Below are 16,037 nucleotides of genomic sequence, written 5' to 3'. Positions count from 1 at the left end.
GTTTTTGTCTTTTCCCTGAGCAGGAGCGATGCCTGCGTGCGCAGCGGACTACACCAGCGAAAACGCGTCGCCGTCGAGCATCGCCGGGAAGCGCTCGCGGTGGGCGAGCAGCTCGGCCGCCTGCAAGGTGGTCGTGACCACGACCTCCTCATCGGTGCATTCACTGACCGGGTGGCCGAGGAAATCGATCACCGCGCTGTCGCCGGCGTAATGCAGGCCGTTGCCGTCGGTGCCGACCCGGTTGAGGCCGGCGACGTAGCTCAGGTTCTCGATCGCGCGTGCGCGCAGCAGGGTCTTCCACGGGTAGGCACGCGCCGAGGGCCAGTTGGCGACGTACAGCAGCAGGTCGTAGTCGAGCCCGCCGGGGCGCTCGACGTCGAAGCGGTTGCGCGAGTACACCGGGAAGCGCAGGTCGTAGCAGACCAGCGGGCAGATCCGCCAACCCTTCCATTCCACCGTCAGGCGCTCGCGGCCCGCGGCGTAACGCTCGTGTTCCTTGGCGTAACGGAACAGGTGGCGCTTGTCGTAGGTCTGCAGCTGCCCATCGGGGGTGGCGAACAGCAGCCGGTTGAACACGCCGCCCTCGTCGCGCAACTGCACGCTGCCGGTGACCGCGGCGCCCAGGCGCGCGGCCTGCTCGCGGATCCAGGCGACGGTCGGGCCGTCCATGGTCTCGGCGCTGTCGAGCGCCTCGTTGCTGAAGCCGCTGGTAAAGGTTTCCGGCAGCAACACCAGATCGGTGATGCCGCGCAGCTGCGAGAGCAGATGGCCGTAGTAGTCGCGATTGCCGTCCGGGTCGAGCCAGCGGGTGGCGCCCTGGACGAGGGAGATGCGGAGGTTTTGCATGGCGGTATCCGGATTCCGGCTTTCGTAGGAGCGGCTTCAGCCGCGAGCTTCTGCCGTTGTTCGGTGGGTGCACATCGTTGAAGGGGCTGGGTATCGCGACTGAAGTCAATCCTGAAATGAAGCAGGCTTCATCGCTATCTGATCGGAGGCCTCGCGGCTGAAGCCGCTCCTACTGGACATCACAACTTCTGCAAACGTTCGATGGCCGCGTCCAAGGTCGCCTCGTTCTTGGCGAAGCACAGCCGCGCCAGGCGCTGGCCCGGCGGCGGGGCGCCGTAGAACGGCGACAGCGGGATCGCCACCACGCCCTTCTCCACCGTCAGCCAACGGCAGAACGCGGCGTCATCGAGGTCGCTGACCGCCGAGTAGTCGACCAGCTGGAAGTAGCCGCCCGGCACCGGCAGCGGCTTGAGCTTCGTCGTCAGCAGCTGCTCGCGGAAGCGGTCGCGCTTTTCCTGGTAGAACGCGCCCAATTGCTCGTAGTGCTCCGGCTGCGCCTCGATCATCTCGGCGAACGCCCACTGCGCCGGAGTGAAGCTGCAGAAGGTGTTGTACTGGTGGACCTTGCGCAATTCGACCGACAGCGCCGGCCGCCCGATGCAGTAGCCGATCTTCCAGCCGGTGCAGTGGTAGGTCTTGCCGAAGCTGGAGACCACGAACGCGCGCTCGCGCAGTTCCGGGTAGCGCAGCACCGACTCGTGGATCGCGCCGTCGAACACGATGTGCTCGTAGACCTCGTCCGAGAGCAGGATGATGTCGGTGCCGCGCAGTAGCTCGGTCAACGCGCGGATGTCGTCGGCGTCGAGCATCGCCCCGGACGGGTTGTGCGGCGAGTTGATCATCAGCATCCGGGTCTTGGCGGTGACCGCGTTGCGGACCAGCTGCCAGTCCGGCGCGAAGCTGCGCGGATCGAGCGGCACGTGCACCGCGACCCCACCGGCCAGCTCGATCGCCGGCTCGTAGCAGTCGTAGCACGGGTCGAGCACGATCACCTCGTCGCCGGGGCGCACCACCGCGTGCACCGCGTCGAAGATCGCCTCGCTGGCCCCGGATACCACGGTGACCTCGCTGTCGGCGTCGGGCATGTAGCCGTAGCAGCGCTCGGTCTTGGCCGCGATTGCCTGGCGCAGCGCGGGGATGCCGGTCATCGGCGAGTACTGGTTCTTGCCCTCCTGCATGGCGCGGGCGAGCGCCTCGACCAGGCGCGTGGGCACGTCGAAATCCGGGAAGCCTTGGCCCAGGTTGACCGCACCGTGTTCGATCGCCAGCTGCGACATCACGGTGAAAATGGTGGTGCCGACCTTGGGCAGCTTGGTCTCGGGGGTCATCGTGCGCGTGGGTGCGGTGGTCATCAGGCGTAGTCGTGCGGCAGGCTGGGGTGGCACCGAGTTTACGGAATGCCGGTGGCACCGCGCAGCCCGCGTTTGCGCGCGGGCGGCAACGGCAGGACACTGCGCCGATGCACGAACTGCAAGTCGTCGACGCTGCCGAACTGGCCACCGCCTACGCCGCCGCCCGCTACTGTGTGGCGCTGGACGGCGACACGTTCGCGCTGCGCGTCGGCGAACCGGCGCTCGACTTGGAGGCCTACTGGCCGGCCACGCGCTACGTGTTTATCACGGCCTGGAACCCGGCCTCGGAACCGCGGTCGGACAGCGCCAACGAGACCGCGGATGCCTTGCTGGTCGCGCAGCTGGACGCGGCCGGCGCGTCGCGCCAGCCGGCGTGGGCCGAGGACGTCGACGGCGACTGGCGCGAGCCGGGCTGGCTGGTCGCCGACCTGGATCCGGCCACCCGCGACACGCTGGCCTGCGAGTTCGGCCAGGCCGCGGTACTGGCCTGGGAACGCGGCCAGCCGGTGCGCCTGCGGATGCTGATGCCGCGCCCCGCGGAGATGGCCGTTGGCGACGCCACCGACTGGGTAGAATGACGGCCCTGCGGTCCACCGGCCGCTAGCGCCTGATCGATGACCCCCACCGACCGACCCGCCCCGCCGCTGCTCGAAGCCCGCAGCCTGCGTTTCGCCCGCAACGACGAACCCGTTTTCGGCCCCCTCGATTTTTCCGTCGATGCCGGCGAGGCGTTGCTGGTGCAGGGCGATAACGGCGCCGGCAAGACCACTCTGCTGCGCGTGTTGGCCGGGTTGCTGCGCGCCGATGGCGGCGAAGTCCACATCGACGGCCAGCGCGCCCGCGCCGGGCGCCGCGCCCGCGCGATCGCCTACCTGAGCCATCTGCCGGGCCTCAAGGCCGACCTGGGCGCGCTGGAAAACCTCGAGTTCCTATGCGGGCTGCAGGGCCGCCGCCGCGCGCAGTCGCCGGCCAGCGCGCTGGGCATTGTCGGCCTGGCCGGCTACGAGGACACCCTCGCCCGGCAATTGTCGGCCGGCCAGAAGAAGCGCCTGTCGCTCGCCCGGTTGTGGCTGTCGCCGGCGCCGCTGTGGTTGCTCGACGAGCCGTACGCGAACCTCGACCTGGAGGGCATCGAACTGGTCAACCGCATGGTCCAGGCGCACCTGCGCGACGGCGGCGCCGCCCTGGTCACCACCCACGGTGCCTACGCCGCGCCGCCGGTGCGCACGCGGATGCTGGTGCTGGAGAAAGGCGCATGAACACCCGTCTTTCGAGTCCCGAGCCCATTTCGAGCAACCGAAGCTCGCGCCTCAGTGGCGTCGCCGTCCCCGGCCTGGCCGGTGCAGCTCGGGCGCTGATGGTGCGCGACCTGCGCCTGTTGTGGCGCCGCCGCGGCGATGCGTTGCAGCCGGCGTTGTTCGCGCTGCTGGTGGTGGTGCTGTTCGCATTGGCGCTGGGTGGCGAGAACGCCAGCGTGTCGAAGGTCGCCGGCGCGGTGCTGTGGCTGGCGGTGCTGCTGGCCGGGCTGCTGGCGCTGGACACGCTGTTTCGCGGCGATGCCGAGGACGGTTCGCTCGAGCAGTGGATGCTGGCGCCGGTGCCGCTGGCGTGGCTGGTCGGCGTGCGCACGTTCATGCACTGGGCGACCACGGCGCTGCCATTGCTGCTCGCCACCCCATTCCTGGCCGAACTGCTGCACCTGCCGCGCGGCCAATTGCCGGTGTTGCTGGCGTCGCTGGCGCTGGGCACGCCTTTGCTGAGTCTGCTCGGCGCGGTGGTCGCCGCGCTGACGGTCGGCATGAGGCGCTCCGGTATACTTGTCGCCCTGTTGGCGCTGCCGTTGTACGTGCCGGTGCTGGTGTTCGGCGCAGGCAGCGTGGCCGCCTCGGCCCAGGGACTGGATCCGGTCGGCGCGCTGCTGCTGCTGGGCGCGGGGCTGGTGGTTTCGCTGGTCCTGGCACCGCTGGCGGCGGCCGCTGCCATACGGATTGCATTGAATTGAGTCAGGTCAAGTCGCCGTGGAATGCCGCCGGCGAAACTATCGCTACCCAGTCCAAACCCTGTTCCGCCGCCCGGAGCGGAGTCTGAAACCATGAATCCACTCCTGCGCTGGTTCCACAAACTCGGCTCGCCCCCCTACTTCGACCGCTTCGCCGCGCGCTGGGCGCCGTGGGCGTACGCGCTGGGCGTGCTGGTGATGGCCTGGGGCCTGTTCGGCGCGCTGTTCCAGGTGCCGGCCGACTACCAGCAGGGCGACAGCTTCCGCATCCTCTACATCCACGTGCCCAGCGCGTGGATGAGCCTGTTCGTGTTCGGGCTGATGGCGTTCTACGCCGCGATCGCGCTGGTCTGGCGGATCAAGCTGTGCGAGATCCTGGCGATGGCCTGCGCGCCGATCGGCGCCGCGTTCACCCTGATCACCCTGCTCACCGGCTCGATCTGGGGCAAGCCGATGTGGGGCACGTGGTGGGACTGGGATCCGCGCCTGACCACCGAGCTGATCCTGCTGTTCCTCTACCTGGGCGTGATCGGCCTGTACAACGCGATCGACGACCGCCGCGCCGCCGCGCGCGCCGCCGGGCTGCTCGCGATCGTCGGCGTGGTGCTGCTGCCGGTGATCCGCTACTCGGTGGTGTGGTGGAACTCGCTGCACCAGGGCCAGACCATCCGCCTGTTCGGCGAGTCGAGCATGGACGCGAGCATGGTGCAGCCGCTGGTGTGGATGATCGTCGGCACCAAGCTGTGGTTCATCGGCGCGCTGCTCGCGCGCGCGCGCGCCGACAACCTGCGCCGCGAGTCGGGCAAGGCCTGGGTCGCCGAACTGGCCGGGCCGAAGCTGGCCGCCGCCACGACCGCAGGCAAGCCGGCATGAGCTATCTCAATTACGTGATCGCCGCCTACGCGGTATTCGTGGTCGTGCTGGGCTGGGACTTCGTCGCCACCCGCCTGCAGCTGCGGCGCGAGCTGCGCAACGCGCGCCTGCGCGCCGCGCGCAAGTCCGACGGCGCGGCGGCGCGCACCGCTGCCAGCGAGTTGAGCCGATGAACCCGATCCGCCGCCGTCGCCTGCTTTGGGTGCTGGCCCTCGTCGTGGCCGCCAGCATCGCCGCGGTGCTGGTCGCGATGGCCCTGCAGCGCAACATCGCCTACCTGTACACCCCGGTCGAAGTGCTGCGCGGAGAAGCCGGCGCGCACGCGCGCTTCCGCCTCGGCGGCATGGTCGCCAAGGGCTCGTTCCAGCGCATGCCCGGCACCCTCGACGCGCGTTTCCGCGTCACCGACGGCGATGCCGAATTGCCGGTGCTCTACAGCGGCATCCTCCCCGACCTGTTCCGCGAGAACCAGGCGGTGGTCGCCACCGGTCGCATGCAGGGCGCGGAATTCGTCGCCGAGGAAATCCTCGCCAAGCACGACGAGACCTACATGCCCAAGGAAGTGGCCGACAAGATGGGCCAGGCGCACCAGAAGCACGACGTCGAAGCGCCGACGCCGGCCAGCAACCCGGGCGCGCGGTAAGTGCTGCCCGAACTGGGTCAAGTCGCGCTGATCCTGGCGCTGTTGGTATCGGCGCTGCAGGCGGCGTTGCCGCTGGCCGGCGCGCAGCGCGGGATCGGCAGCTGGATGGCCGTGGCGCGTCCGGCCGCGTACGCGCAGTTGGCGCTGGTATTCGTCGCGTTCGTGATCCTGACCCAGGGCTTCGTCGGCCAGGATTTCTCGCTGGCCTATGTCGCCCAGAACAGCAACTCGCTGCTGCCGATGGTGTACCGCTACACCGCGGTCTGGGGCGCGCACGAGGGTTCGTTGCTGCTGTGGGCGCTGATCCTGGCGCTGTGGACGGCCGCGGTCGCGCGCTTCTCGCAGCGGTTGCCGGTCGACGTGATCGCGCGCGTGCTCGGGGTGATGGGCGTGGTCAGCGTCGGCTTCCTCGCGTTCCTGATCTTCACCAGCAACCCGTTCGAGCGCCTGCTGCCGGCGGTCGCCGAAGGCCGCGACCTCAACCCGCTGCTGCAAGACCCGGGCATGATCATCCACCCGCCGATGCTGTACGTCGGCTACGTCGGCTTCGCGGTGCCGTTCGCGTTCGCGATCGCCGCCCTGCTCGACGGCCGCGTCGACGCGCGCTGGCTGCGCTGGACGCGGCCGTGGACCAACATCGCTTGGGCTTTCCTGACGTTCGGCATCGCGCTGGGTTCGTGGTGGGCGTATTACGAGCTGGGCTGGGGCGGCTGGTGGTTCTGGGACCCGGTCGAGAACGCCAGCTTCATGCCGTGGCTCGCCGGCGCCGCGCTGCTGCACTCGCAGGCGGTCACCGAGAAGCGCGGCAGCTTCCGCGGCTGGACGCTGCTGCTGGCGATCGCGACGTTCTCGCTGTCGCTGCTGGGCACGTTCTTGGTCCGCTCGGGCGTGCTGACCAGCGTGCACGCGTTTGCATCCGACCCGACCCGCGGCTTGTTCATCCTGATCTTCCTCGGCATCGTCATCGGCGGCTCGCTGCTGCTGTATGCGCTGCGCGCGCCGTCGAACGAGGGCGAAGGCCAGCCGTTCGCGGCCAGCTCGCGCGAGACGCTGCTGCTGGCCAACAACCTGCTGCTGTCGACCGCCTGCGCGATGGTGTTGCTCGGCACGCTCTACCCGCTGCTCGCCGACGCGCTGGAGCTGGGCAAGATCTCGGTCGGCCCGCCCTACTTCGCGCTGATGTTCGTGCTGCTGATGGCGCCGCTGGTGCTGCTGCTGCCGTTCGGCCCGGTCACCCGCTGGCAGCGCGAGCAGGTCTCGCGGCCGCTGGCGATGTTGCTGCCGTGGGCCGGGCTCGCGCTGGGCGCCGGTATCGCCGCGTTCTTCCTCGCCCCGCAAGGCGCGTGGAAGGTGGCCGCAGGCGTGCTCGGCGCGGTCTGGCTCGGCGCCGGCACGGCGCGTTTCGTCTGGTCGCGGCTGCGCAGCAGCGGCACGCGCTTTACCGCCGAGATGCTCGGCATGACCCTGGCGCACCTGGGCGTTTCGGTGTTCCTGGTCGGTGCATTGCTGACTGAGGGGCTCAGCCAGCAACGCGAGCTCGCCGTGGCGCAGGGCCAGACCGTCGAACTGGGCCGCTACGCGTTCCGCTTCGACGGAGTGTCCCACCGCATCGGCCCGAACTTCGAAGCCGACCGCGGCACCGTGACCGTATTCGAGAACGACCAACCGCTGACCGTGATGCACCCGGAAAAGCGCACCTACGCCAGCGGCGGCCAGGTGATGACCGAGGCCGCCATTGATCCCGGCGTCACCCGCGACTTGTACGTCGCGCTCGGCGAACCGCTCGGTGGCGGCGCGTGGGCGCTGCGCGTGCACACCAAGCCGTTCGTGCGCTGGATCTGGGGCGGCGCGCTGCTGATGATGCTCGGCGGCCTGGTCACTGCCACCGACCGGCGATTCCGCGTGCCGAAGCCTTTGCCCGTGCCGCGCGACGCCGCGCCCGACGCCGTTCCGGAGCCTGCCCGATGACCGACAATCCGACGTCCCCGCCGCGCAAGTCGCCGATGCGCTGGCTGCCGCTGGCGGTGGTCGCCGTGCTCGGCGTGCTGTTGTTCGCCGGCGTGCGGCTGAGCCGCAACCCGGACCGCGAGGCGCTGCCGTCGCCACTGATCGGCAAGCCCGCGCCCGAGTTCAGCCTGCCGCTGCTGCACGAAGCCGGACGCCTGGTGTCGTCCTCCGACCTGCGCGGTGCGCCGTACCTGCTCAACGTCTGGGGCAGCTGGTGCCCGGAATGCCGTGTCGAGCACCCGGTGCTGACCCGTTTCGCCGAGACCAAGCGCGTGCGCGTGATCGGCTACAACTGGAAGGACGAACACGCCGACGCGCTGCGCTGGCTGGAGCAGTTCGGCAACCCGTATTTCATGGTGCTGACCGACTACGAAGGCAAATCCGCGATCGACTGGGGCATCTACGGCGCGCCGGAGACGTTCCTCGTCGATGGCGCCGGCGTGATTCGCTGGAAGCACGTCGGGCCGCTCAGCGACGCGGTCGTCAACGACGAACTGCTGCCGATGTTGGCCGAGATCGAGAAGGCGCGATGAAGCTCTGGCTGCTCTCGGCGCTGCTGTTCGCGTTGCTCGCGTCGCCTCCAGCGTTCGCGCAGGCCGGCAGCGATGCCACCCCGCCGCAGTTCACCAGCGCCGCCGAGGAGCGTCGTTTCCACGCGCTGGTCGCCGAACTACGCTGCGTGATGTGCCAGAACCAGTCGCTCGCCGATTCCAACGCACAGATCGCCCGCGACCTGCGGCGCGAGGTGCTCGAGTTGATGCGGCAGGGCAAGAGCGACCGCGAGGTCAAGCAGTTCCTGGTCGCGCGCTACGGCGAGTTCGTCCTCTACCGCCCGCAGGTGGAGTCCAAGACCTGGCTGCTGTGGTTCGGCCCGGCCTTGCTGCTGCTGGCCGGCGGCGCCGTGGTCGCCGGCGTGGTGCGCAAGCGCGCGGGCAAGCCGGTGCCGCCCGCGCGCGACGACGCCCGCCATGGCAGCGGGATCGACGACGGCGGGGAGTGGTGAGATGACCGCGTTCCTAGTCGCCAGCGCCGCGCTGGTGCTGCTGGCCCTGGCCTTCGTTCTGCGCCCGCTGTGGCAGGCCAAGCCGCTGGCCGGGATCGGCGTGTTCGCGGCCCTGGCGCTCGCCACCGGCCTGACCTACGCGCTGGTGGGCACGCCTCAGGCGCTCGATCCCGCGCAGCGGCAGTCGCCGCAGACGCTGGCCGATGCGGTGACCCAGCTCGAGACCGAACTCCAGCGCGACCCCAACCAGGTCGAAGGCTGGCGCCTGCTGGCCCGCGCGTACGCCGCGGAGTCGCGCGCGACCGAGGCCCGCGATGCCTTCGCCAAGGCCATCAAGCTGGCGCCGGACGATGCCGATCTGCTCGCCGAAGGCGCCGAGGCGCGCGCGCTGGCGACGCCTGGACGCCAGTTCGATACCGAGGCGGTGGCGATGCTGCAACACGCCTTGACCCAACAACCCATGCACCAGCGCGCGCGCTGGTTCCGTGGCATCGCGCAACGCCAGGCCAAGCAACCGGCCGAAGCGGCGAAGACCTGGGAGCCGTTGCTCGCGATGGTCGATGCGAAGACCGCGGCCAGCCTGCGCCCGCAAATCGACGCCGCGCGCGCCGAGGCCGGCCTGCCGCCGTTGCCGGCCACCGCCGTCGCGGCGACCCGCAGCATCACGGTCAGGGTCTCGCTGGCGCGGGCGCTGGCCGCGCAACTGCCCGTCGATGCCAGCCTGTTCGTGCTCGCGCGCCAACCCGGCGGCCCGCCGATGCCGGTGGCTGCCGAGAAACTGCCGGCGCGCGGTTTCCCGATCGACGTCACCCTTGACGACGGCGACAGCCTGATGCCGACCCTGAAACTGTCGCAACTCGACCGGGTCGAAGTCAGCGCGCGCATCTCCGCCAGCGGCGATGCCACGCCGCAGGCCGGCGACCTGGAAGGCACTCCCCAACCCGCAGGCAAGGACGCTGGCACGATTGAACTCGTGATCGACCGCGTCCGCCCGTAGCCCACTGAAGCCGACGCAATGACCGAATTCATTCCGCCCGGAACGCTGTTCGTCGACCTGCCCTCGCCGCTCCCGATGAAGCGCGGCGGCGCGCTGTACGGCGCGCGCGCGGCCTACGAGACCTGGGGCACGCTCAACGCCGCGCGCGACAACGCGGTGCTGATCTTGACCGGCCTGTCGCCCGACGCACATGCGGCGGCCAATGCCGGTAATCCCGACCCCGGCTGGTGGGAGGCGATGCTCGGTCCGGGTAAACCGATCGACACCGATCGCTGGTTCGTGGTCTGCGTGAACTCGCTGGGCAGCTGCAAGGGCTCGACCGGGCCGGCCTCGGTCAACCCCGCCACCGGCGACCTGTACCGGCTCGACTTCCCCGAGCTGTCGGTCGAGGACGGCGCCGATGCAGCCGCGCACGTAGTGCGAGCGCTGGGCATCGACACGCTGGCCTGCCTGATTGGCAATTCGATGGGCGGCATGGTGGCGCTGGCGTACCTGCTGCGCCATCCGGGCGGCGCGCGCGCGCACATCAACATCTCCGGGGCGGCGCACGCACTGCCGTTCTCGATCGCGATCCGCTCGTTGCAGCGCGAGGCGATCCGCCTCGACCCGCAGTGGAACCACGGCCAGTACGACGACACCCATTACCCGGAGTCGGGCATGCGCATGGCGCGCAAGCTCGGCGTGATCACGTACCGCTCCGCGCTGGAATGGGACGGACGCTTCGGCCGCGTGCGCCTGGACCAGGCCACCCAGAGCCCGGACCGCCCCGACGACGAGCCGTTCGGGCTCGAATTCCAGGTCGAAAGCTACCTCGAAGGCCACGCCCGCCGCTTCGTGCGCCGCTTCGACCCGAACTGCTACTTGTATCTCAGCCGTTCGATGGACTGGTTCGACCTGGGCGAGTATTGCATGGAGAAATCCGGCGACAGCGATCGCGATACGCGCCTCGGACTCGCCCAGATCCACGTCGACAAAGCGCTCGCGATCGGCGTGCACACCGACATCCTGTTCCCGCTGCAGCAGCAGCAGGAGATCGCCGATGGCCTGCGCGCAGGCGGCGCCGACGCGCAGTTCCTGCCGCTGGAGTCGCCGCAGGGGCACGACGCGTTCCTGGTCGACATCGCCCGCTTCGGCCCGGCGGTCGGCCAATTCCTCGCCGCGTTGCCGGCGGCGTAAACTTGAGTCCATGAACATGAACGATGCGCAGTCCAATCCTTGTCCCGACGTGGATTTCCCCGGCCACGACAAGCTGGTCGCCGCACTGGACGCCGCGGTCACCAGCGGCGACGAACACGCGGTGACCAAGGCGCTGCGCAATACGCTGTGCACGATGATCCGGGACCGCGACGTGCACCTGCCGGCGTGCGTGCACGAGCCGATCGAGGACCACTACGCGCGCCGCGAGATCTACCGCAGCCCGACCCACGGCTACAGCGTGGTCGCGATGACCTGGGCCCCGGGCCAGGGCACGCCGGTCCACGACCATTGCGGTCTGTGGTGCGTCGAGGGCGTTTGGGACGGCGAGTTGGAGATCACCCAGTACGAACTGCTCGAACGCGACGGCGAGCGTTTCCGCTTCCGCGCCGCCGGCGGCATGCAGGCCGGCCCCGGCAGCGCCGGCAGCCTGATCCCGCCGCACGAGTACCACACCATCCGCAACGCCAGTTCCGACCATGTCGCCGTGACGCTGCACATCTACAAGGCGCCGATGGAGGCGTGCTCGATGTTCGTGCCGCAGGACGGCGAGTGGTTCGCGCGCCTCGACAAGACCCTGTGCACCGACGACACCGAGTAGTTTCCTGTAGTTCCGAGTCGGGCTCGGCACGCGGTTGAGCGAATCCACGGAAAGGCGTCCGAGCGAGGCTCGGACCTACAGGGGCGAACCCGATGCTGACCGACCTGCTGCTCGCCTCCTTGCACCACCTGCTGGTGTTCGCGCTGGTGGCGATGCTGGTCGCGGAATCGGCGCTGCTGCGCGGCACGGTCGACGTCCCGGCCTTGCAACGACTTGCGCGGCTCGACCAGGGGTACGGCCTGGTCGCCGGGCTGTTGCTGGTGGCCGGCCTGGTGCGGGTCTTCCACGGCATCAAGGGCCAAGATTTCTACCTGCATAACCCGTGGTTCCACGCCAAGCTCGGCGCGTTCGTGCTGGTCGGCCTGCTGTCGATCCTGCCGACCGTGCGCATCGCGCGCTGGCGCAAGGCGCTGGCCGGAAATCCCGGTTACCTGCCGGAGGCGGGCGAAGTCGCCAAGTTGCGCGGCATCGTGCGCTTCGAGTTGGTCCTGGTCGCGGCGATCTTCGTGCTGGCCGCCGCGATGGCCCGTTACGGCGGCTTCTGAATCTGCGACCGCGCATCGGGCTGACCTGCGCCACCGCGCTCGGCTATACTGCGCGCCCGCTGCCGGAGTGGCGGAATCGGTAGACGCAGCGGACTCAAAATCCGCCGCCCTTAAAAGCGTGTGGGTTCGAGTCCCACCTCCGGCACCACGTAACCGGGTCAGCAAGCCAAACGCTGGCGCCTCGCCAACCGAAGGCCGAAGGCGTTCCGGAGCGGTTGATTGAAGGGCCCGCCTCGGCGGGCGTTTTCTTTTTCAGGCCGAGAATGCCAATCGCACTGGGCGACAAATTCGCTGCCCAGGTGGGGCGCGCCGACAACCAGACATAGAGAAGGCCCAGTCTCGGCGAGGATTTACTCTCGGGTGGCTGAGCCTTCCGTGTCGGATGCGGGCTTCGGGCTTGCGCCTTCTGCGATTTCCTCCGACGCCTGCGACTTTAGTCCCGTCGCTGTTATCGCAAGGTAAAAAAGCCCGTGCCGTTCGTCGGTCGGTTACCACGGCCACCAGCCGTGGCCCGTCATCGCATAGCGATCGGCGGCGCGTTCGAAGCGGTTGCGGACGCTGACCCCGCCGCAGACGAGGTACAGCGGCAGGAACAACGGGCCCAGCGCCATGTACTGGTAGACATGCGCGCGTTCATGGTCGGACAGCAGGATGTGCGGCTCGTCGCCGTGGCCGGCGCGGTGGGCGTAGGTCACGCATGGCGAATCGAGGGTGTCGCCGGTATGCAGGATGACGTTGCCCAGGGTGATCGCCCCGCCCGGCCCCCACGGCCAGCGGTGAAACACGAGGGCCATGTCGCCACGTCGCAGGTGCACGTGCGCGCCGAACGCCAGGCCCACGCCACCACCGATCAGGCCGAGCACCGTGTTTGGCAGCGCCCACAGCATGCCCAGCGCCAACACCGGCGTCCGCAGCCACCGCCTGGGATGCCGTTCGCTCAGTTGCCCTCTTCCGGCATCAGCAGCCATGCGATCAGGTAAACGAGGATGCCGGGGAACGCCACCGACGCGATCGAGGCGATCACGTAGATCGCGCGCAGCAGCGTCGAGTTCCAGCCGTAGCGCTGGGCGATGCCGCCGATCACCCCGGCGATCATGCGGTCGTGGCGGGAACGGGCGAAGGGTCGAGATGTGTTCATGGCGGCTCGGTCCTGGCAGCGATGGCAACGAGTCTAGCGCCTCAGCGTGATGGCGCGGTGCGGCGGATCTCGGCCAGCTTCGCGCGCAACCACGCCGCCGAAGCGACCGGCGGCCGGCCCGGGCAGCGCACTTGGTAAGCGCGGCCACTGAGGCTGCTTTCGCTGCCGGCGCGCTCGATGAATTGCTCGGCGCTGGCAACCATGTGGCGCTTGTGCAGGTACGCGTATTTCTTTCGCAGGTGGGCCTGCGCCTGCGCGGCATCGTGCCAGCTGCCGTTGCGCTGGAACTGGCACCCCGATGCGCCCAGCGCACTGATCAGCTGCTCGATCTCGCGTTCGGGACTGGCGATCGGCGCCGCGGCGGCAGTCGTGCTGACCAGCAACGCAAGGACCAGGGCGCACGGCAGGCGGCGGGCTTTCATGTGCGCATCAACCGCGTGTCACCGCCCGGCAGCCCAACGCGCGATCAGCGCGATCAGCGCGCCCGCTGCGCGAGCCAGTCATGGATTGCGCTGGGCACTTCGCGCTGCGCGCGACCCGACACGTAGATCCCGATGTGGCCGCCCTTGAACGACAGTTCGCTGTAGTCGTCGGTGCCGACCAGTCCCGCCAATGCCTTGGACGCCGCCGGCGGCACCAGGTGGTCCTGCTCGGCGAAGATGTTGAGCACCGGCATCGCGACATCGCCCAGGTGCACTTCGCGGCCGCCGATGTCGATGCCGCCATTGACGAAGCCGTTGCTTTGGTAAAACTGCTTGACGAACTGGCGGAACGCCTCGCCGGCCTGGTCGGGCGAATCGAAGATCCACTTCTCCATGCGCAGGAAATCCTCCAGCGCGGCCTTGTTGTCGAGGATGTCGACCATCCCCACGTACTTCTGCACGAACAGCCGCCACGGCTTGAGCGTGAGGTAGGTCATGTTCATCAGGTCGGCCGGCACGTTGCCGAGCGTGTCGACGAACAGGTCGACGTCGAGCCCGCGGGTCCAGTTGCCCAGCATGTTGTCGTCGGTGTGGAAGTCCACCGGGGTGACCATGGTGATGAGGTTGCGGACCTTGGCCGGGTTCAGCGCGCTGTAGCACAACGAGAACGCGCCGCCCTGGCAGATTCCAAGCAGGTTGATCGCATCGAGACCGAACGTACGGCGCAGATGGTCGACCGCGCCGCCGAGGAAACGCTGGATGTAGTCCTCGAGTTCGAGGTAGCGGTCGGACCGGTCGGGGTAGCCCCAGTCGAGCACGTAGACGTCCTCGCCGCGCTCGAGCAGGCCACGGACGATCGACTTGTCGGCCTGCAGGTCGACCATGTACGGGCGGTTGACCAGCGCGTAGCAGATCAGCAGCGGCACCTTCGCCGATGGCGCGTGCGCGCCGCGGAAGCGGTACAGCACCACCTTGCCGTCGCGCCAGACTTCGTCTTTGGCGGTGGCACCGTAGGTCACGTCGTCGACGTCGCGCAGGGTGCCCAGGCCGGCCTGCAGCTTGGCTTGGGTGCTGGATGCTTCCTGCGCCAGCGATTCGGCGGTGAAGTTGAGCGGGCCGTTGAGGTCGAAACCGTTCATGTCAGCGCTTCCCCTTCGGCTTCGACGCGTTCGCTACCGCACTGCGCTTGGCCGCAGGTGCGGCGTCCTTCCGGTCGGGTTTGGCCGGCGTTGTCGTGGTTTTGCCAGCGCGCTGCGCGGCATCACGCTTGCTGACGCGCTGGACCGCGCCGGGCTTCGCCACGTCGGACTTGGTCGCAGCCGGTTCGACAACCGGCTTGGCGGCGTCGCGTTCTGTCATCGCCTCGCGCAACCGGCGTAGCTCGCGCTCCAGCTGCACGATCTTGCGATGCGCCGAATCGATCTCGGTGCGGGTTGGCATCCCGAGCACGCCGCTGGCCTGCTCGATCTCGCGCTGCACGCCGGCGCGCAGGCGCATCTGCGAGTTGACCAGGTCGCCGTACACCTCGCGGAAGCGCGACGACAACGCGATCTTCGCGTAGGCCTCCTCGGCCGCATCGATCCACAGGTCGAACAACGCGCGCGCGGTCGTCAGTTGCCGGCCCGGTTCGCTGCGTTCGGCGAGCTTGGCCTCGAACACTTCGAATGCGCGCTGCCCAGCCTCGCCCATCAGCGCGTTGTAGGCCTGGGTTTTTTCCTGGTAATCGGCCTGCGCCTGGGCGAGTTGCTGCCAGCGCTCCTGGTGTTCACGCGCGAAGCCGAACGCCGGCGTAGCCTGCCACGACTGGCTGCCGCGCTGCCAGGCTTCCAGCCCCTGCAGGTAGGGCTTGGCCTGCTCGAACCATTGCCCGACGCCGTGCTGGCCGGGGCCTTGCATGTGGCTGAACATCTCGGCGAACGGGTTGCCGCCCTGCCCGCCCATCGCCTGCTTCCAGGCGCCGGCGATATCGGCGGCGCCCGCGTCCTGGCCGGCGAACTGCGCCGCTAGCTGCTGCATCTGCGCGTACCAGCCGCGCGCTTGGCTGTTGAAGCGATCCAACGTGTCGTTGACCCCGGAATGGCCAGCGCCGCTCGCGCCGGCAGACATGCCTGGGAACCCGGGCGCGCCCTTGGCCAGCTGCGACCACCAGGCGATCGCCTGGTCCCAGCCCGGCACGGCCGGCTGCGCGGGCGGCTGGGCAGCGCGCATCGACTCGCCCCACGCGTTCCAGTACTGCCGCGCCATCGCGTCGAAATCGGTGTTGGCCATCGCATCCTCCGGGTCGTCGCGGAATGATAGCAACGCGGCTGTTGCGGGCGCCGCGGCCCCGCGACTCAATAGATCCGAGCCCGCTCGGATCGCTCTTGCGGTCGGCCCGAGATGCGATCCGAGTAGGCTCGGATCTACAACGGTTCTTT

The 16,037-nt window shown here is 69.1% G+C and carries 20 protein-coding genes and 1 tRNA gene; 14 read left to right on the top strand and 7 right to left on the bottom strand.

Features of this window, described 5'->3' with window-relative positions; genetic code table 11:
* Positions 1 to 48 precede the first annotated feature (48 nt).
* Together ACFQZQ_RS01815 and ACFQZQ_RS01810 are read right to left on the bottom strand one after the other, a co-directional pair.
* Positions 49 to 846: an amidohydrolase gene (locus tag ACFQZQ_RS01815; protein ID WP_386810975.1), complete on the bottom strand. Its 798-nt coding sequence runs from the start codon at positions 844 to 846 to the stop codon at positions 49 to 51.
* 179 nt (positions 847 to 1,025) lie between these two features.
* Positions 1,026 to 2,174 carry a pyridoxal phosphate-dependent aminotransferase gene (locus tag ACFQZQ_RS01810; protein ID WP_386811631.1) on the bottom strand — a complete coding sequence of 383 codons (1,149 nt, stop codon included), beginning with the start codon at positions 2,172 to 2,174 and terminating at the stop codon, positions 1,026 to 1,028.
* A 131-nt stretch (positions 2,175 to 2,305) separates the two neighbouring features.
* Between ACFQZQ_RS01810 and ACFQZQ_RS01805 the strand changes: the two genes are divergently transcribed.
* From ACFQZQ_RS01805 to ACFQZQ_RS01740, 14 genes are all read left to right on the top strand, one after another.
* Positions 2,306 to 2,776, top strand: coding sequence for a DUF3293 domain-containing protein (locus ACFQZQ_RS01805; protein ID WP_386810974.1), 471 nt, complete (start codon positions 2,306 to 2,308; stop codon positions 2,774 to 2,776).
* 36 nt (positions 2,777 to 2,812) lie between these two features.
* Positions 2,813 to 3,457 (top strand): heme ABC exporter ATP-binding protein CcmA, encoded by a 645-nt coding sequence (ccmA, locus tag ACFQZQ_RS01800; protein WP_386810973.1) that lies wholly within the window; start codon positions 2,813 to 2,815, stop codon positions 3,455 to 3,457.
* Positions 3,458 to 3,555: 98 nt separating this feature from the next.
* Complete coding sequence (gene ccmB, locus ACFQZQ_RS01795; protein ID WP_386811630.1) at positions 3,556 to 4,200, top strand: heme exporter protein CcmB; 645 nt, start codon at positions 3,556 to 3,558, stop codon at positions 4,198 to 4,200.
* Positions 4,201 to 4,290: 90 nt separating this feature from the next.
* Positions 4,291 to 5,070: a heme ABC transporter permease CcmC gene (ccmC, locus tag ACFQZQ_RS01790; protein WP_386810972.1), complete on the top strand. Its 780-nt coding sequence runs from the start codon at positions 4,291 to 4,293 to the stop codon at positions 5,068 to 5,070.
* Positions 5,067 to 5,243 carry a heme exporter protein CcmD gene (locus tag ACFQZQ_RS01785; protein ID WP_386810971.1) on the top strand — a complete coding sequence of 59 codons (177 nt, stop codon included), beginning with the start codon at positions 5,067 to 5,069 and terminating at the stop codon, positions 5,241 to 5,243. The genes ccmC and ACFQZQ_RS01785 overlap by 4 nt, the downstream gene beginning before the upstream one ends.
* On the top strand, positions 5,240 to 5,713 hold the full coding sequence (gene ccmE / locus ACFQZQ_RS01780) for a cytochrome c maturation protein CcmE (protein WP_386810970.1): 474 nt from the start codon (positions 5,240 to 5,242) through the stop codon (positions 5,711 to 5,713). The genes ACFQZQ_RS01785 and ccmE overlap by 4 nt, the downstream gene beginning before the upstream one ends.
* Positions 5,714 to 7,681 (top strand): heme lyase CcmF/NrfE family subunit, encoded by a 1,968-nt coding sequence (locus ACFQZQ_RS01775; protein ID WP_386810969.1) that lies wholly within the window; start codon positions 5,714 to 5,716, stop codon positions 7,679 to 7,681.
* Positions 7,678 to 8,253 carry a DsbE family thiol:disulfide interchange protein gene (locus tag ACFQZQ_RS01770; RefSeq protein WP_386810968.1) on the top strand — a complete coding sequence of 192 codons (576 nt, stop codon included), beginning with the start codon at positions 7,678 to 7,680 and terminating at the stop codon, positions 8,251 to 8,253. The genes ACFQZQ_RS01775 and ACFQZQ_RS01770 overlap by 4 nt, the downstream gene beginning before the upstream one ends.
* Positions 8,250 to 8,723 carry a cytochrome c-type biogenesis protein gene (locus ACFQZQ_RS01765; RefSeq protein WP_386810967.1) on the top strand — a complete coding sequence of 158 codons (474 nt, stop codon included), beginning with the start codon at positions 8,250 to 8,252 and terminating at the stop codon, positions 8,721 to 8,723. The genes ACFQZQ_RS01770 and ACFQZQ_RS01765 overlap by 4 nt, the downstream gene beginning before the upstream one ends.
* 1 nt (position 8,724) lies before the next feature.
* On the top strand, positions 8,725 to 9,720 hold the full coding sequence (locus tag ACFQZQ_RS01760) for a tetratricopeptide repeat protein (RefSeq protein WP_386810966.1): 996 nt from the start codon (positions 8,725 to 8,727) through the stop codon (positions 9,718 to 9,720).
* An 18-nt stretch (positions 9,721 to 9,738) separates the two neighbouring features.
* Positions 9,739 to 10,896, top strand: coding sequence for a homoserine O-acetyltransferase MetX (gene metX / locus ACFQZQ_RS01755; protein ID WP_386810965.1), 1,158 nt, complete (start codon positions 9,739 to 9,741; stop codon positions 10,894 to 10,896).
* Between the two features lie 10 nt (positions 10,897 to 10,906).
* Positions 10,907 to 11,515: a cysteine dioxygenase family protein gene (locus tag ACFQZQ_RS01750; RefSeq protein WP_386810964.1), complete on the top strand. Its 609-nt coding sequence runs from the start codon at positions 10,907 to 10,909 to the stop codon at positions 11,513 to 11,515.
* Positions 11,516 to 11,607: 92 nt separating this feature from the next.
* On the top strand, positions 11,608 to 12,060 hold the full coding sequence (locus tag ACFQZQ_RS01745) for a DUF2214 family protein (RefSeq protein ID WP_386810963.1): 453 nt from the start codon (positions 11,608 to 11,610) through the stop codon (positions 12,058 to 12,060).
* A gap of 61 nt (positions 12,061 to 12,121) precedes the next feature.
* Positions 12,122 to 12,208, top strand: a tRNA-Leu gene (locus ACFQZQ_RS01740).
* 340 nt (positions 12,209 to 12,548) lie between these two features.
* Here ACFQZQ_RS01740 and ACFQZQ_RS01735 read toward each other — a convergent pair.
* The 5 genes from ACFQZQ_RS01735 to phaE are packed head-to-tail and all read right to left on the bottom strand — an operon-like array spanning position 12,549 to position 15,888.
* Positions 12,549 to 13,028 (bottom strand): hypothetical protein, encoded by a 480-nt coding sequence (locus ACFQZQ_RS01735; RefSeq protein WP_386810962.1) that lies wholly within the window; start codon positions 13,026 to 13,028, stop codon positions 12,549 to 12,551.
* Positions 12,998 to 13,198 (bottom strand): PspC domain-containing protein, encoded by a 201-nt coding sequence (locus ACFQZQ_RS01730; protein ID WP_386810961.1) that lies wholly within the window; start codon positions 13,196 to 13,198, stop codon positions 12,998 to 13,000. The genes ACFQZQ_RS01735 and ACFQZQ_RS01730 overlap by 31 nt, the downstream gene beginning before the upstream one ends.
* Before the next feature lie 41 nt (positions 13,199 to 13,239).
* Positions 13,240 to 13,620: a DUF5329 family protein gene (locus ACFQZQ_RS01725; protein ID WP_386810960.1), complete on the bottom strand. Its 381-nt coding sequence runs from the start codon at positions 13,618 to 13,620 to the stop codon at positions 13,240 to 13,242.
* Positions 13,621 to 13,673: 53 nt separating this feature from the next.
* Positions 13,674 to 14,759 carry a class III poly(R)-hydroxyalkanoic acid synthase subunit PhaC gene (locus ACFQZQ_RS01720; RefSeq protein WP_386810959.1) on the bottom strand — a complete coding sequence of 362 codons (1,086 nt, stop codon included), beginning with the start codon at positions 14,757 to 14,759 and terminating at the stop codon, positions 13,674 to 13,676.
* 1 nt (position 14,760) lies between these two features.
* Positions 14,761 to 15,888: a class III poly(R)-hydroxyalkanoic acid synthase subunit PhaE gene (phaE, locus tag ACFQZQ_RS01715; RefSeq protein ID WP_386810958.1), complete on the bottom strand. Its 1,128-nt coding sequence runs from the start codon at positions 15,886 to 15,888 to the stop codon at positions 14,761 to 14,763.
* Positions 15,889 to 16,037: the final 149 nt, after the last annotated feature.

It is taken from the genome of Lysobacter koreensis (assembly GCF_042677045.1).
Lineage (GTDB): Bacteria > Pseudomonadota > Gammaproteobacteria > Xanthomonadales > Xanthomonadaceae > Lysobacter_K > Lysobacter_K koreensis.
This window is presented reverse-complemented; position numbering and strand designations above follow the sequence as displayed.

Excerpts from the sequence above, each read along its gene's own strand:
- ACFQZQ_RS01815 (WP_386810975.1), bottom strand. The coding sequence starts at position 846 with ATGCAAAACCTCCGCATCTCCCTCGTCCAGGGCGCCACCCGCTGGCTC.
- ACFQZQ_RS01810 (WP_386811631.1), bottom strand. The coding sequence starts at position 2,174 with ATGACCCCCGAGACCAAGCTGCCCAAGGTCGGCACCACCATTTTCACC.
- ACFQZQ_RS01805 (WP_386810974.1), top strand. The coding sequence starts at position 2,306 with ATGCACGAACTGCAAGTCGTCGACGCTGCCGAACTGGCCACCGCCTAC.
- ccmA (WP_386810973.1), top strand. The coding sequence starts at position 2,813 with ATGACCCCCACCGACCGACCCGCCCCGCCGCTGCTCGAAGCCCGCAGC.
- ccmB (WP_386811630.1), top strand. The coding sequence starts at position 3,556 with ATGGTGCGCGACCTGCGCCTGTTGTGGCGCCGCCGCGGCGATGCGTTG.
- ccmC (WP_386810972.1), top strand. The coding sequence starts at position 4,291 with ATGAATCCACTCCTGCGCTGGTTCCACAAACTCGGCTCGCCCCCCTAC.
- ACFQZQ_RS01785 (WP_386810971.1), top strand. The coding sequence starts at position 5,067 with ATGAGCTATCTCAATTACGTGATCGCCGCCTACGCGGTATTCGTGGTC.
- ccmE (WP_386810970.1), top strand. The coding sequence starts at position 5,240 with ATGAACCCGATCCGCCGCCGTCGCCTGCTTTGGGTGCTGGCCCTCGTC.
- ACFQZQ_RS01770 (WP_386810968.1), top strand. The coding sequence starts at position 7,678 with ATGACCGACAATCCGACGTCCCCGCCGCGCAAGTCGCCGATGCGCTGG.
- ACFQZQ_RS01765 (WP_386810967.1), top strand. The coding sequence starts at position 8,250 with ATGAAGCTCTGGCTGCTCTCGGCGCTGCTGTTCGCGTTGCTCGCGTCG.
- ACFQZQ_RS01760 (WP_386810966.1), top strand. The coding sequence starts at position 8,725 with ATGACCGCGTTCCTAGTCGCCAGCGCCGCGCTGGTGCTGCTGGCCCTG.
- metX (WP_386810965.1), top strand. The coding sequence starts at position 9,739 with ATGACCGAATTCATTCCGCCCGGAACGCTGTTCGTCGACCTGCCCTCG.
- ACFQZQ_RS01750 (WP_386810964.1), top strand. The coding sequence starts at position 10,907 with ATGAACATGAACGATGCGCAGTCCAATCCTTGTCCCGACGTGGATTTC.
- ACFQZQ_RS01745 (WP_386810963.1), top strand. The coding sequence starts at position 11,608 with ATGCTGACCGACCTGCTGCTCGCCTCCTTGCACCACCTGCTGGTGTTC.
- ACFQZQ_RS01735 (WP_386810962.1), bottom strand. The coding sequence starts at position 13,028 with ATGGCTGCTGATGCCGGAAGAGGGCAACTGAGCGAACGGCATCCCAGG.
- ACFQZQ_RS01730 (WP_386810961.1), bottom strand. The coding sequence starts at position 13,198 with ATGAACACATCTCGACCCTTCGCCCGTTCCCGCCACGACCGCATGATC.
- ACFQZQ_RS01725 (WP_386810960.1), bottom strand. The coding sequence starts at position 13,620 with ATGAAAGCCCGCCGCCTGCCGTGCGCCCTGGTCCTTGCGTTGCTGGTC.
- ACFQZQ_RS01720 (WP_386810959.1), bottom strand. The coding sequence starts at position 14,759 with ATGAACGGTTTCGACCTCAACGGCCCGCTCAACTTCACCGCCGAATCG.
- phaE (WP_386810958.1), bottom strand. The coding sequence starts at position 15,888 with ATGGCCAACACCGATTTCGACGCGATGGCGCGGCAGTACTGGAACGCG.